Origin of the sequence: Mangrovibacter phragmitis, assembly GCF_040429585.1 — a bacterium.
GTDB classification, from domain to species: Bacteria; Pseudomonadota; Gammaproteobacteria; order Enterobacterales; family Enterobacteriaceae; genus Mangrovibacter; species Mangrovibacter phragmitis.
On the sequence record NZ_CP134782.1, the window covers coordinates 5,092,716 to 5,106,516 of the forward strand.

The following is a 13,801-nucleotide window of genomic DNA, read 5'->3' on the forward strand; positions in this document are numbered from 1 at the left end:
TCGGGGCAAAGACAGGGGCTTTTTGGCGTATTCCAGATACATAGCGCCTTATTTCTGAACCCTTGCCTCTGTGGAAAACCTGTTTTTAAAAATGGAGAGATCATGACACCGCATGTGTTGAAAAGAGATGGGTGCAAAGTACCTTTCAATTCAGAGCGCATTAAAGAAGCCATTCTTCGTGCCGCTAAAGCTGCTGGTGTCGATGACGCAGACTATTGCGCCACCGTCGCAGAAGTCGTTCGTGCACAAATGGAAGGCCGTAGCCAGGTCGATATTCATGAAATTCAGACCGCTGTTGAAAACCAGTTAATGGCCGGAAGCCATAAACAACTGGCTCGCGCTTACATTGAATATCGCCATGACCGTGATGTCGCCCGTGAAAAACGCGGCAAACTCAACCAGGAAATACGTGGTCTGGTAGAGCAAACCAACACGGCTATCCTCAATGAAAATGCCAATAAAGACAGCAAAGTCATCCCCACTCAGCGTGATTTGCTGGCCGGGATTGTGGCTAAACATTACGCCAAACAGTATCTGCTGCCCCGTGATGTTGTACTGGCTCATGAACGGGGTGAAATCCACTACCACGATCTGGATTACTCCCCTTTCTTCCCCATGTTTAACTGCATGCTGATAGATTTAAAAGGCATGCTGACTCAGGGCTTTAAAATGGGTAACGCGGAAATTGAACCGCCGAAATCCATTTCTACTGCCACAGCGGTTACCGCACAAATTATCGCGCAGGTCGCCAGCCATATTTACGGTGGCACCACCATTAACCGTATTGATGAAATCCTGGCGCCCTTCGTTACCGCCAGTTTCCAAAAACACCGTAAAACCGCAGATGAATGGCAGATCCCTGATGCTGAAGGTTATGCCCGCTCACGCACAGAAAAAGAGTGTTACGACGCTTTCCAGTCTCTGGAATATGAAGTTAACACGCTGCACACCGCGAATGGCCAGACACCTTTCGTCACCTTCGGTTTTGGGCTGGGTACTGGCTGGGAATCCCGCCTGATTCAGACATCTATTCTGCGCAACCGCATTGCCGGGCTGGGCAAAAACCGCAAAACTGCGGTGTTTCCCAAACTGGTCTTCGCGATCCGCGATGGCCTGAACCACCGTGACGGTGACCCGAACTACGATATTAAGCAACTGGCTCTGGAATGTGCCAGTAAGCGTATGTACCCGGATATCCTGAACTACGATCAGGTGGTGAAAGTGACCGGATCCTTTAAAACCCCAATGGGCTGCCGCAGCTTCCTGGGTGTTTACGAAGAAAACGGCGAACAGATTCACGATGGTCGTAATAACCTTGGAGTTATCAGCCTGAACCTGCCGCGTATTGCGCTGGAAGCCAAAGGCGATGAAACCGCGTTCTGGAAACTGCTGGACAGCCGCCTTGAGTTGTCGAAGAAAGCGCTGATGACACGTATCGCACGCCTCGAAGGTGTGAAAGCCCGTGTTGCGCCGATTCTGTATATGGAAGGGGCATGTGGTGTGCGCCTGAAAGCCGATGACGATGTCGCGCAAATCTTTAAAAACGGTCGTGCCTCCATTTCGCTTGGGTATATTGGTATTCATGAAACCATTAATGCGTTGTCCGGCAACCGCCATATTTATGACGATGAAAAACTGCGCTCGATTGGCGTTGCGATCGTCGCCCGCCTGCGTAAAGCGGTAGATGAATGGAAAGAAGAAACCGGCTATGGTTTCAGCCTGTACAGCACCCCCAGTGAAAACCTGTGCGACCGTTTCTGCCGCCTGGATACCGCCGAGTTTGGCGTAGTGCCTGGCGTAACGGACAAAGGCTATTACACCAACAGCTTCCACCTCGATGTGGAGAAAAAAGTTAACCCTTACGACAAAATCGACTTTGAAGCACCCTACCCGCCACTGAGTAATGGGGGCTTTATTTGCTACGGCGAGTACCCAAATCTGCAACACAACCTGCGCGCGCTGGAAGATGTGTGGGATTACAGCTACCAGCATGTGCCCTATTACGGTACTAACACGCCGATTGATGAATGCTATGAGTGCGGTTTCACTGGTGAGTTTGAGTGCACCAGCAAAGGCTTCACCTGCCCGAAATGCGGCAACCATGATTCTTCACGAGTGTCTGTTATTCGCCGCGTTTGTGGTTACCTGGGCAGCCCGGATGCACGCCCGTTCAATGCCGGTAAACAGGAAGAAGTGAAGCGCCGGGTGAAACACCTCAATAACGGCCAGTTGGGTTAATTATGAATTACCACCAGTATTACCCGGTGGATGTAGTGAATGGCCCCGGCACCCGGTGTACTTTATTTGTCGCCGGTTGCGTACACGAATGCCCCGGTTGCTATAACAAAAGCACCTGGCGGGTGAATTCCGGGGTGCCGTTCACCCAGGAAATGGAAGACAGGATAATCGCCGACCTGCAGGATAACCGGGTAAAACGCCAGGGTCTTTCGCTTTCCGGTGGCGACCCACTTCACCCGGCCAATGTGCCTGCGGTGTTGCAACTGGTGCAGCGCGTATGCCGCGAGTGCCCGGGCAAAGACATCTGGGTCTGGACGGGTTACCTGCTGAGCGAGCTGAACGATGCGCAGCGGCAAGTTGTCGCGCTGATTAATGTGCTGGTTGATGGCAAGTACATGCAGGATTTACGCGACCCGGCGTTGATCTGGCGTGGCAGCAGCAACCAGGTTATCCACCACCTGCGTTAAACGCTTAAAGCGGGTTGCCGCCAGAAGCAATAAGATATACAGCACCCCGATATATGTGTGGTGCTGTTTTTTTTTGTGCTGAACAAGCTAGCTCTGTTCAGTACTCAGGCAGGATACAGCCACCGCTTTAAATTCATCGAAATTCTGGCAATCTTTGAGTAATGGCATGCGCTGTTCGCGCAAAAATGTCACAAACAGGTCGTAAATCGCCATCGCTTCTTCATATTCTTCTTTACTGATAGCCAGCAGGAAAATCACTTTTGCTGTTTCATCTCCCCAGGCAATACCCTGGGGGGCCAGTACGGTGTACACCACGGTTTTGTGGGCCAGCAAGCCCAGTGAATGCGGTAACGCAATGCCGTCGCCCAGCATAGTGCTGACAATCGCTTCACGCTCTGCCACTGAAGGCAGAAAATCTGGCCCGACAATGCCTTCCCTTTCCAGTTGCTGGCACAGGCTGGTGAACAGGGCCTGCTGGCTGACGGGTTTATCAATGATGCGAAAATAGCGCGCATCAAAAAACCGTTCCAGCATCCAGGGACGGGTGCGATCCACCAGTACCAGCTTGCCTATCTGCTCTACCTGGTAATCGGAAGGAAACGGCGACATGGTGGCAACTGGTTTGTCTTTTTCCACCAACCGCGCAGTGCTGATAACAAAGTCTTCGGCAATGGTGTCCAGTTGTTCGTAATCCCGCAGGGAGATAATGCGTGTGACTTCAATTTGCGGGTATTTGCGCACCAGTTGGGCCTGAATCATGCGCACAGTAGAATTGCCGGTATCGCACACCAGCAGTACCTGTGGGTTACGTTGCCAGCCAATGTTGTAGTGGCGCTCCAGCCCGACACCAATATGCAACACCAGAAAACCCACTTCATTTTCGCTAATGGTGTATGGCGTATGTTTTCCCCAACTGGCAACCGCTGCAAGTGTCATATCCCACGCCAGCGGGTAATGCTGTTTGATATTTTGCAGCAATGGGTTGGGGATATGGATTTGGTAGCGAACCCGCGTAATCATGGTCTTAATGTGGGTCAGCAAATCGGCGTGCAGTTGCTGGTCGCGGGTCAGGTCGTAATTATAGTGACTGTTGATATAACGCAGAATGTAGCTAACCAGCGCTTCGTCGTCATCGGCACTAATAGCACAAGGGTCGGCATCCTGAATACGCCGTGCGGCAAAATGTACCTGTAACCAGTTTTCTTCTGCGTCTGACAGTGCTTTACCACTCAGTTGCCCGAGCAGGTGGCTCATGGTACTGGCGGCCTGGCGCACAGGTTCATCTACGTTGTCGGCGTGAAAACTGGCAATAGGGTAACCTTCACTAATACGCCGCACCGCCACTGCGCAATAAAACCTGAGAAAATCAACGCTCTCGTCTGTCATGCGGATGGCAAACTGTTCCAGGCAGTTTTGCAGTGTGGGTTCCAGTGCCGCCAGCACACCAGAATTCAGCGCTTCTTCTTGTATTAGTGGGCTGCTACTGTCCTGCTGGCTGATTTGCCACAGTAAGTCAGTCAGGCACGCCCGCACAGCGGTTTCATCGCCAAACAGTTTCATGCCATGCCGGGGCCTTGCTTCAATCGACAAATTATAACGAGCCAGCACATCGCGCACTTCCACCATATCGCCCTGCAATGTGGCACGGCTGATAAACCATTCATCGGCCAGGTCTTCAAGCTTGAGGGAAAACGCCGAAGTTAAAAACCGCACCAGTAAGTAGTTAACCCGATCTGCACTGGTGCGGGGAATACGCAAAGGTGCCTGGTGTTGGCTTTGCAATTCACCAAAACGGCCCGGGTCGGTAACCCGCAACTGGTAGCCGGTTCCCCGGCTCAAAATAAACTGCGCGCCATGGCAGGCCAGCAATGTATTCAGTGCCGTAATATCCGCCCTGACTGTGCGGGTGGAGACAGCCAGGCGGCGAGCCAGTTCATCCTGAGGCAGTGTTTCGTTTTCCAGTAAACAAAACAACTGCGCCAGCCGTTGGTTGGGAAATCGCACGTCTGTGTCCTCTGGTGACACGGGCGCCCCAGTGCGCCCGTGAGTCTGAATAAGGGTTACCCCAGATATTTTTTAACACTGTTGAGCAGGGTACGCACATCCCCCGGTCGTGTTTGCCCGGTGTTTTTATCAATAATGGAACTGTATATGTGTGGAATAATACGTTTAACACCTGCTTGCAGGGCAATGTCGAGGATGGCCTCAAAATTGTCCAGGTCTATTCCCCCGGTAGGCTCCAGCCAGAAATCCTGGCGTGCACATGCCTTTGCAACCGCGCTATATTCATCACGGCAGGCTAATCCGCCCATAGGGAAATATTTCACTGAACTGCCACCCATATCTTTCAACAACGCAATGGCAGTATCAATGGGCACAATGCCATCCGGAGCCTGACTGCTGAGCGGCCCGGTTGAGATTTTTACCAACCCGGGTGTGCCAGTGGGTGAGATCAGGCCATTTACCACTGTGTCGTTTTGCCCTAACAAAGCCCTGCTGACGGCAACCCCGGTGAACACCTGGTTAACGTGCTGTGGCTGTATCTGGCGGGAGATCTCGCTCACCATGGCCGACTGCCCTGGCGAACCGGCCCCCAGCCCCACCGAAATCGCGTTATTGATAAGTGAGGCATATTCACGCATGTCTGCCACTGCGTGTTCTGTATCCGGGTAATTTTTGGATAACACACCAACCAGCACATAACCTTCGGCGGCTTCATAGATATCCACCGCATTCTGGTGAGAACCCGCCAGAACATTCAGGCACACGCGGTCCTGGTAAAAACGTGGGCTCAGGCTCATGCTGTTGTCTCCTTGTTCAGTACAGCGCGAATACTGTGGAAAATTGTCATTAATTGTTGGGCATCAACACTGCGGACGTCGGCTTCTACAATGCCGCTGTTCGCTTTATAACCCCGGAAGTAAATGGCGTGCTCGCCTTGTTTGAGTTGCTCCAGCAACTGGCCTGTCGGCAGGCCAGTTATCGCTTCATTGAAGGTTATTTCCGCCCGGGCGATATCCCGGCCAGCCGCATCCCACACCACGCGGGCCTGCACACCATCAAGTTGGTTAAGTGCTTCAATAAAGGGGGCCATCTTCGCCACCATTTGCTGCCCGGTTTCGTGCTGCGCATGCAGATACTGTTCAATAGCGCAGGCAAGCCCCAGAATACCTTCTTTGCCCACTTTCATGGCCCGGCCAATACCCCCAGACTGGCGTTGTACCCAGCCCACCCAAGGTTGCCGGCCAATTACCAGTCCACTGGTCGGCCCTTCCAGGGCTTTAGCGCCACTGTAAATCACCAGGTCTGCTCCGGCCTGGTAGTAACAGCGCAGATCTTCTTCTGCTGCAGCGTCCACTATCAGTGGCAACTGATGCTCCCGGGCAACCTGCGCGGCTTCGCTAACCGTCAGCATACTTTTCTGCACACAGTGGTGAGATTTGATGTACAGCACCGCGGCGGTGTGCGGTGTAATGGCGGCAGCAAGTTGGCGGGCGCTGCATTCGTTGGCGTAACCCGCTTCCACCAGCCTGCCGCCCCCCAGAGCAACCATCGCGCCAACAGGTGCGCCAAAGTTTACGTTGTGGCCTTTTGGCAACACGATTTCGTTATCGGTCAGTGGTGTTTCATGCAGGTGAGTTAACAGCCAGTCGTCATCTTTGACCAGCACTGCAGCCACACTTTGTGCAATCCCTGCCGATGCACAGGACACAATGGTTGCCGCTTCGGTTTCAAGCAAACGGGCAATGTACTGACCGGTTTTTTCAACCAGGTCATGCATTTCAAAGTAGTGCTGCATCCCCTGAGTGACCGCATCCACAACTGCGTCCGATGGTGTGGACACGCCCAAAATAGTCATGCGGCCAGATGCATTAATGACCGGTTTAACCTGATATTTCTCATACACTGAAGACATGTTCGGCCTTCCCTTGTTCTGTCAAAAACCATGTTCCTGCCCGCATTGCAGCCAGCGGGACGATGCATTCTGATGCCGCCAGCACACTTTGCTCACTGTCGGTAAGCCCCCCCTGGTATGGGCGCACATCGAACAGAGTGAAATCGGCATCCAGCCCTGGTGCTATGCGGCCTTTACGCACCAGGCGCAGCCCCTCGGCTGCGTGTTGCGTGACGCAGGCCACCACTTGTTCCAACGTCATGCCGAGTGCAAGGAACTTCGCCATCACCAGCGCCAGGCTTTTGACTGGCCCGTCGATACGGTTACGGCAATAGATGTCGGAACTGATGGTGTGCGGCAACAACCCCATGCCGATGGCTTTTTCAGCTACAGAAAAACTGAAGCTCGCTGTGCCATGCCCGACATCAAAGCGGACACCCCGTTTTAACGCCTGCTGTACTGCGTCGCGCAGTTCACCGGAAGGGGAAAAAATGCGGTTTGGCTTGCCGTTAAAGCAGTGGGTCAGGATATCGCCCGCAGACAGCAGCGCGGCTATCTCATCCAGGTCTGGCGGCGTATTCCCTATATGCACCATCAGAGGCAGATTACCGTTTTCCTGCTGAATCACTTTTGCCCGTTGTAAGGGAGCAATGCCATTTTCCCCCACCACGCTACTACTCATGCGGGCTTTCAGCCCCACGATAAAATCCGGGTGACGGGCGACGGCCTGGCGTACCGCACGGGCATCAATTTTCGCCATATCCGCCAGTTCATTTTGGGTAACCAGCCCCTGACGCGCGATATTGAGCAGAGCGTAAACCTCGGTGACTGCCTCACGGGTCAGTTGCCAAAAGTCATCGATGTCATCGGCTCCTGTACTACCGGCATCCACCACGGTTGTAACGCCCGTGGCAATCCCCACACTGTCGGGTTCATCGTGGTAAATGGGCGATTTGGGGTAACAGTGCACATGGCTGTCTATCCACCCGGCACTGAGGAAGAAACGCCCGCCCAGGGTTATCTCTTGCCGTGCCGGAGTATTGATATTACCGACTTGTGCAATCACCCCCTGGTGAATGGCGATGTCGGTAATGCTACCGTCGACCAGGTGAGCCCTGCGCAGGATCATATCGAACATAACGGCTCCTTACGCCAGCAGGCGATGTACCCACTGGCGTGGTATTTAGCTGATTGCGATAGGGAAAATGGCGCCAAGCACCATGGCACCCAAAATAGCGCCACCGGTAATCGGCTTCTGCCACAGGTAGAACACCAGCGCACCCGCCAGAGCGCCCAGGCCAATAGGAATGGAGGCACTAATGGCACTCAGAATGATAAGCGGGCCAAGAAAACGGCCAGAGGCGTTCCCGGCTCCCATCATGACATCGGCCCCGTAGGTTGAATCGCTCTGGTTAATGGTGAACTTACGCGCCAGGATGATGATGTAGCCAATCGCCAGGCCGAGTACTAACCCTGTAGCCAGTGATGCAGCAAAGTTTGCGACCGGGAATACAATGCCTGCACCAAGCAATAAAGCCGGAACACCTAAACCAACACCGGTTTGAATTGCCCCGCCGATATCCAGAATCCCAACCAGCGAGCCTTCAATAATACGGGCAAACAGAAAACTGGCGCCAAATGCGGCTACCGCACCATAGACGCCGGTATCCATGCCTGAGCGCAACATCGACACAAACGCCACTTCATTAAATGCGCCAATGCCATACAGGTAATACATGTGCGTACCGGCAAAGACTCCTGCAGATAACAGGCCAACAAAAATAGGGAATGACCAGTCTGCGTACCAAAAACCTTTGTTCTCTTCCATTTGTTTTCCCCTTATTTACCGCTCAGCGCGTTATGCAGCAGTTCAAGCCAGTTCGGCGCACCAAGGCGGAACGACTCAAGGAATTTCAAATCAAATCCGCGGAAGAAGGCACTTAATACAAACAGTGTGATAATCGCCGTCATCATGATTTTGGTGACTTTGTTCCACCCACTTTCTTCCACACCTTTCCCCACGAGGATGCCCAGCACCAGGCCTGGAACCGCATTCCCCATAATCATTTGAGCCAGGCCGCCAAAAATGGTGGCCCATAAACCAGAGCGTTTTCCGGCATCAATCGCAGCCAGCCAGAAAATAACGGGCATCACGATATTGACCAGCAGATTAGCGGCGGGCACCAGCACTTTGACTGCCGTTACCTGCAAAGCCGCGGGTACGGCGGATGCAGTAGAGTTCAGAAAAGCAACGACCACCATGCCAACCAGGCCGCAGGCAATCGCCATTTTTTTCGGGTTATGCAGTGTCTGGGTGACATCGCGGTTTTTTATCATGAGCGCGGCGACACCCCAGTTTGGGATAATGCGGTGGTCAACATCCTGGGTGAATGACCCGGCGGCAACCGATGAAGCCCACGCGTTAAAGAAAAACCCCAGGCCAAAGGAGAAGTGTGATGCCGGGTCACCTTCGCAGGCATTGAGTTCACCCAGCGTACGGAATGCGCCCATACCTTGTGTTACCGGTGCATGGAACATACGTGCGGCGCCAGCCCCAACTCCCACACCAACCAGCCCGCCAATAATGAGCGATTTTATTAATATGATGAAAAACATACGTCCTGCCCTTTTTGTTTTTATACACAAGACCTTTCAGGATGCGTAACGGCACGGAGATGCCGGTGCGCAGATGCAGCCAACAAGAAAAACACCTGAAGGATGCCGTGCATAGATACCGTTTGAGCTTCAGACTGCAGGTGAGCTGGCAACCCGCACTCTCCTGAGTACTGGCAACAATCTGCGCGGGTACTGCGTAACCCCGGCCTGCACCCCGAATACCTTCGGGTATCACGTTATTTACTGAGCGATAAAATCCACCTGTTCTGGATCTATCGCCGTCACATTGACGGTGACTTCCAGCTCAACGCTGAAGGTTCGTCTTTCACGGCGCAGAAAGAAAAACAGAAACGCCTCTTTCCGCACAATCTGGCGGGCGGCAATGACTTTCACATCCTGTGGTTCAATGCGCAGTAATACCTGTGAAGAGCCTTTCAACACCTCACGCTGGATATGGGAAAACGCGTCGGAAAAAGCAGCCGCTTTCGAGGTGCCTTTTCCCTGTACGCTAACGGTGGTTGTTGATAATTGTTTCATCAGCCATTGCCATATTTTTTCTGCCAGGCTTCAACCAGGCGAATACCCAGTTCTTCAATATCCATAAAACCAAACCCGAGGACATTGCAGCCTTCTTTAATCGCCGTGACGCCCTCATCCACTGAGCGCATGCCATATTTGGCTTTGTAACCATGTTTATTCTGGGCCGTAATTGCCCCGGCACCGCCACTACCGCAAAACGAGATGCCAAACGTTGCCTGCTCGGCTTTCATGACATCACCCAGTTTCATATCCGCCGCAACACCGGGTATCACAACCGCACGCCCACCCGCTTTTTCCACACCTGCTGCAACCTTCTGCCCTTTTCCCAGGCGGTCGCCAATAACCACTGTAATTTGTTCCACTTTGCGCTCCTTAACTGACACCGTTTTCTTTTGCTACTGCGAAATGGACAGATAGCAACCAGACCTCTTCCCTGGGTAAGTTGCCGAAGATATCGACCACCGTTTTAGCCAGTTGCATTGCCGGTTGCGGGATCTCATTAAACAAACTGGCGTCAACTTCGGGCAATGGTTCGCCACTCACCGAGCGCCACGCCATGGCCCGAAGATGCGACGCCAGCATTTGTTGCTGCACTGGCGTTGGAAAAATTCCTTTTTCTGCCAGCAACTGCTCTACCTGGCGTAATACCTGCCCGGCCAGCGCCGCAGCATGTTCTTCCTGACAAGCCCCGGTATTCAGGGCTATTTTGTTGTCCACGCGACTTACCTTGATTCGTTGAGATGCTACTAAGCTAGCGCGAGCGCGCGCGGGTTTGTAGCAAGTTGTTTTCCACTTCAAAGTGGAAAAACGACGGAAGGGAGTGATCTGTTTCGCATTACGGCATGGTGCTGAACAAAAACGCTGGTAAGCCAGCTTCTTGCGGGTATTAACCACGGAGAAAGGAAGGAAAAACAGAGAGTAAGCAAACAAAACGCCCCGGAAAACCGGGGCAATATCATAAGACAGTCTTATGTTTCAGCTAAGTTTAAACAACCTGGCTGACGCAGAATTAGCGGTATTTCTGATGGTAAGTATTGCGGGTTTGTTTGAAGTGCTCCGCCGCAGCCTGTGCCTCTTTTACTTTGCCTTCATCCGCAAGTTTCAGCGCACCATCTATCTGGCCCACCAGAATATCCAAACCATGACGATAATCTTTCATTTGCGGGCTGTCGCTCGCCTGGCCGTCCAGTTTTGGTGGCGTGGACTTTTTCGCGTCTTCTGCTGCCTGACGCATGTTAGTCAGTGCCATTTTTAGCTTACCGGCATCTTTGGTACTCATCACGGTTTGATAGTTCTGGGCCAGCGTGTCCATATCCACGCCAAGGTTCTCCGCCAGTACCGAAGTACTCGCCATAGAGAATGAACAGACCGCTAACAGGGCTATCAGTGTTTTACGCATTGGCTCACCTTTTTTATAAAGAGTGCGGCAGGTCGCACCCGAAAACATTACTGCCCGGCGATTTTCATTTCCGGCAGTAATACCGAACCGCATTGAATATTACTTCGGGTCTCAATATCGTCACCAATGGTGACCATATTGCGCCACATATCTTTTAAATTACCGGCAATAGTAATTTCACTCACCGGGTACTGAATTTCACCATTTTCAACCCAGAAACCGGAAGCGCCACGGGAATAATCACCCGTAATACCACTGACGCCCTGCCCCATCAGTTCCGTTACTACCAGGCCCGTTCCCATCTCTTTGAGTAACTGCTCAAAGCTCAGGCCACGGCCCGCAATACGCCAGTTATGAATTCCACCAGCATGACCTGTGCTGTGCAGGCCCAGTTTGCGGGCAGCGTAGCTGGTCAGCAGCCACTGTTGCAACACGCCATTTTTTACAATATCTCGCCGGGTGGTACGCACCCCTTCACCATCATAAGGGGAAGACGCCAGCCCTTTTAACAGGTGCGGATGTTCTTCAATAGTTAACCATTCCGGCAGGATTTGCTGGCCCAGTGAATCCAGTAAGAAGGTGGATTTCCGGTACACCGCACCACCACTGATAGCCCCCACCAGATGGCCAAACAGGCCGGTTGCCGCTTCTGCTGCAAAAATAACAGGCGCTTTCATGGTAGATAATTTTCGTGGAGATAAGCGTGATAAAGTGCGTTTTGCACACTCTTCACCCACCCACTCAGGGGATTGCAGGTCGCTCATTTCGCGGCCAATAGAATAGGCATAATCCCGCTCCATACTGCCGTTGGCCTCGCCAATCACACAGCTGGATAAAGAGTGGCGGCTGGAACAGTAGCTCTGCAGCATGCCGTGGCTGTTACCAAACACTTTAATGCCGTAATGGCTGTTAAAGCTGCCGCCTTCGGTGTTGGTTATACGTTTGTCAGCCTGCAGCGCAGACTGTTCTGCGCGAGCTGCCAGGCTGATGGCTTGCTCAGGAGAAATTTCTGCCGGGTGAAATAAATCCAGATCCGGAGCTTCAAATGCCAGCAACTCTTTTTCCGCCACGCCAGCGCACGGGTCTGGTGAAGTATACCGGGCGATATCCACCGCCGCCTGCACTGTACGGGCAATTGCGTCTTTGCTCAAATCTGTAGAGGAAGCGCTACCTTTACGGTTTTGCGAATACACCGTGATTCCCAGTGCGCCATCGCTGTTAAACTCTACATTTTCGACTTCGCCATAACGGGTGCTCACGCTGATACCCGTGGTTTTACTGACTGCGACTTCTGCGCCATCCGCCTTACCGGAGGCCAGTTCCAGCGCATGGGCTACCGCTTCTTCCAGTGCTTTACGTTGTTGTGCAACTTGAGTGATTACTTTCATCGCCAATGCCATAATGTAAGGTAAGTTAATTGACAGTCTAAGGAAGGTGCGAATAAGCGGGGAAATTCTTCTCGGCTGACTCAGTCATTTCATTTCTTCATGTTTGAGCCGTTTTTTCTCCCGTAAATGCCTTGAATCAGCCTATTTAGACCGTTTCTTCGCCATTTAAGGCGTTATTCCCAGTTTTTAGTGAGATCTCTCCCACTGACGTATCATTTGGTCCGCCCGAAACAGGTTGGCCAGCGTGAATAACATCGCCAGTTGGTTATCGTTTTTCAGCAACCCCTTGTATCTGGCTTTCACGAAGCCGAACTGTCGCTTGATGATGCGAAATGGGTGCTCCACCTTGGCCCGGATGCTGGCTTTCATGTATTCGATGTTGATGGCCGTTTTGTTCTTGCGTGGATGCTGTTTCAAGGTTCTTACCTTGCCGGGGCGCTCGGCGATCAGCCAGTCCACATCCACCTCGGCCAGCTCCTCGCGCTGTGGCGCCCCTTGGTAGCCGGCATCGGCTGAGACAAATTGCTCCTCTCCATGCAGCAGATTACCCAGCTGATTGAGGTCATGCTCGTTGGCCGCGGTGGTGACTAGGCTGTGGGTCAGGCCACTCTTGGCATCGACACCAATGTGGGCCTTCATGCCAAAGTGCCACTGATTGCCTTTCTTGGTCTGATGCATCTGCGGATCGCGTTGCTGCTCTTTGTTCTTGGTCGAGCTGGGTGCCTCAATGATGGTAGCATCGACCAAGGTGCCTTGAGTCATCATGACGCCTGCTTCGGCCAGCCAGCGATTGATGGTCTTGAACAATTGGCGGGCCAGTTGATGCTGCTCCAGCAGGTGGCGGAAATTCATGATGGTGGTGCGGTCCGGCAAGGCGCTATCCAGGGATAACCGGGCAAACAGACGCATGGAGGCGATTTCGTACAGAGCATCTTCCATCGCGCCATCGCTCAGGTTGTACCAATGCTGCATGCAGTGAATGCGTAGCATGGTTTCCAGCGGATAAGGTCGCCGGCCATTACCAGCCTTGGGATAAAACGGCTCGATGACTTCCACCATGTTTTGCCATGGCAGAATCTGCTCCATGCGGGACAAGAAAATCTCTTTTCTGGTCTGACGGCGCTTACTGCTGAATTCACTGTCGGCGAAGGTGAGCTGATGACTCATGATGAACCCTTTTTCATGGCTCCAGATGACAAACATGATCTCATATCAGGGACTTGTTCGCACCTTCCCTAACAGAGAACCATTTCGCAGT

The 13,801-nt window shown here is 52.7% G+C and carries 14 protein-coding genes; 2 read left to right on the forward strand and 12 right to left on the reverse strand.

The genetic code is table 11. The annotated features are described in order from the left end of the window. The first annotated feature begins 102 nt into the window (after window positions 1–102). Window positions 103–2,238: an anaerobic ribonucleoside-triphosphate reductase gene (gene nrdD, locus MPHASIOC01_RS24460; RefSeq protein WP_064598350.1), complete on the forward strand. Its 2,136-nt coding sequence runs from the start codon at window positions 103–105 to the stop codon at window positions 2,236–2,238. A gap of 2 nt (window positions 2,239–2,240) precedes the next feature. Further along, on the forward strand, window positions 2,241–2,705 hold the full coding sequence (gene nrdG, locus MPHASIOC01_RS24465) for an anaerobic ribonucleoside-triphosphate reductase-activating protein (RefSeq protein WP_064598349.1): 465 nt from the start codon (window positions 2,241–2,243) through the stop codon (window positions 2,703–2,705). Window positions 2,706–2,792: 87 nt separating this feature from the next. On the opposite strand, the gene MPHASIOC01_RS24470 is transcribed toward nrdG, so the two are convergent. From MPHASIOC01_RS24470 to MPHASIOC01_RS24525, 12 genes are all read right to left on the reverse strand, one after another. Then, window positions 2,793–4,709 (reverse strand): transcription antiterminator, encoded by a 1,917-nt coding sequence (locus tag MPHASIOC01_RS24470; RefSeq protein WP_064598348.1) that lies wholly within the window; start codon window positions 4,707–4,709, stop codon window positions 2,793–2,795. A 56-nt stretch (window positions 4,710–4,765) separates the two neighbouring features. Further along, on the reverse strand, window positions 4,766–5,506 hold the full coding sequence (locus MPHASIOC01_RS24475) for a 2-dehydro-3-deoxy-phosphogluconate aldolase (protein WP_064598347.1): 741 nt from the start codon (window positions 5,504–5,506) through the stop codon (window positions 4,766–4,768). Then, a complete protein-coding gene (locus MPHASIOC01_RS24480) occupies window positions 5,503–6,621 on the reverse strand; it encodes a DgaE family pyridoxal phosphate-dependent ammonia lyase (protein ID WP_353613487.1) in 1,119 nt (372 codons plus the stop codon). The genes MPHASIOC01_RS24475 and MPHASIOC01_RS24480 overlap by 4 nt, the downstream gene beginning before the upstream one ends. Continuing rightward, window positions 6,605–7,738 (reverse strand): amidohydrolase/deacetylase family metallohydrolase, encoded by a 1,134-nt coding sequence (locus MPHASIOC01_RS24485; protein WP_353613488.1) that lies wholly within the window; start codon window positions 7,736–7,738, stop codon window positions 6,605–6,607. Before MPHASIOC01_RS24485 ends, MPHASIOC01_RS24480 begins: the two co-directional genes overlap by 17 nt. Before the next feature lie 45 nt (window positions 7,739–7,783). Continuing rightward, complete coding sequence (locus MPHASIOC01_RS24490) at window positions 7,784–8,428, reverse strand: DUF4310 family protein (RefSeq protein WP_064598342.1); 645 nt, start codon at window positions 8,426–8,428, stop codon at window positions 7,784–7,786. An 11-nt stretch (window positions 8,429–8,439) separates the two neighbouring features. After that, entirely contained in the window at window positions 8,440–9,216 is a 777-nt protein-coding gene (locus MPHASIOC01_RS24495) for a DUF4311 domain-containing protein (RefSeq protein ID WP_064598340.1), read from the reverse strand. 240 nt (window positions 9,217–9,456) lie between these two features. Beyond that, window positions 9,457–9,753, reverse strand: a complete 297-nt coding sequence (locus MPHASIOC01_RS24500) for a DUF4312 family protein (RefSeq protein WP_064598339.1) — start codon at window positions 9,751–9,753, stop codon at window positions 9,457–9,459. Beyond that, entirely contained in the window at window positions 9,753–10,118 is a 366-nt protein-coding gene (locus tag MPHASIOC01_RS24505) for an SFCGS family glycine-rich protein (RefSeq protein ID WP_064598338.1), read from the reverse strand. Before MPHASIOC01_RS24505 ends, MPHASIOC01_RS24500 begins: the two co-directional genes overlap by 1 nt. A gap of 10 nt (window positions 10,119–10,128) precedes the next feature. Next, window positions 10,129–10,473: a glycine dehydrogenase gene (locus MPHASIOC01_RS24510; protein WP_064598336.1), complete on the reverse strand. Its 345-nt coding sequence runs from the start codon at window positions 10,471–10,473 to the stop codon at window positions 10,129–10,131. Between the two features lie 292 nt (window positions 10,474–10,765). Next, window positions 10,766–11,155 carry a cytochrome b562 gene (cybC, locus tag MPHASIOC01_RS24515; protein WP_064598984.1) on the reverse strand — a complete coding sequence of 130 codons (390 nt, stop codon included), beginning with the start codon at window positions 11,153–11,155 and terminating at the stop codon, window positions 10,766–10,768. Window positions 11,156–11,202: 47 nt separating this feature from the next. Beyond that, window positions 11,203–12,555: a metalloprotease PmbA gene (pmbA, locus tag MPHASIOC01_RS24520; RefSeq protein WP_064598334.1), complete on the reverse strand. Its 1,353-nt coding sequence runs from the start codon at window positions 12,553–12,555 to the stop codon at window positions 11,203–11,205. Window positions 12,556–12,729: 174 nt separating this feature from the next. Beyond that, window positions 12,730–13,710 (reverse strand): IS5-like element IS5 family transposase, encoded by a 981-nt coding sequence (locus tag MPHASIOC01_RS24525; RefSeq protein ID WP_026141915.1) that lies wholly within the window; start codon window positions 13,708–13,710, stop codon window positions 12,730–12,732. Window positions 13,711–13,801: the final 91 nt, after the last annotated feature.

Bases quoted from the DNA above. Each gene is read 5' to 3' on its own strand.
- MPHASIOC01_RS24495 (WP_064598340.1), bottom strand. From the start codon at position 9,216: ATGTTTTTCATCATATTAATAAAATCGCTCATTATTGGCGGGCTGGTT.
- MPHASIOC01_RS24490 (WP_064598342.1), bottom strand. From the start codon at position 8,428: ATGGAAGAGAACAAAGGTTTTTGGTACGCAGACTGGTCATTCCCTATT.
- MPHASIOC01_RS24480 (WP_353613487.1), bottom strand. From the start codon at position 6,621: ATGTCTTCAGTGTATGAGAAATATCAGGTTAAACCGGTCATTAATGCA.
- MPHASIOC01_RS24475 (WP_064598347.1), bottom strand. From the start codon at position 5,506: ATGAGCCTGAGCCCACGTTTTTACCAGGACCGCGTGTGCCTGAATGTT.
- MPHASIOC01_RS24525 (WP_026141915.1), bottom strand. From the start codon at position 13,710: ATGAGTCATCAGCTCACCTTCGCCGACAGTGAATTCAGCAGTAAGCGC.
- MPHASIOC01_RS24500 (WP_064598339.1), bottom strand. From the start codon at position 9,753: ATGAAACAATTATCAACAACCACCGTTAGCGTACAGGGAAAAGGCACC.
- cybC (WP_064598984.1), bottom strand. From the start codon at position 11,155: ATGCGTAAAACACTGATAGCCCTGTTAGCGGTCTGTTCATTCTCTATG.
- pmbA (WP_064598334.1), bottom strand. From the start codon at position 12,555: ATGGCATTGGCGATGAAAGTAATCACTCAAGTTGCACAACAACGTAAA.
- MPHASIOC01_RS24485 (WP_353613488.1), bottom strand. From the start codon at position 7,738: ATGTTCGATATGATCCTGCGCAGGGCTCACCTGGTCGACGGTAGCATT.
- nrdG (WP_064598349.1), top strand. From the start codon at position 2,241: ATGAATTACCACCAGTATTACCCGGTGGATGTAGTGAATGGCCCCGGC.
- nrdD (WP_064598350.1), top strand. From the start codon at position 103: ATGACACCGCATGTGTTGAAAAGAGATGGGTGCAAAGTACCTTTCAAT.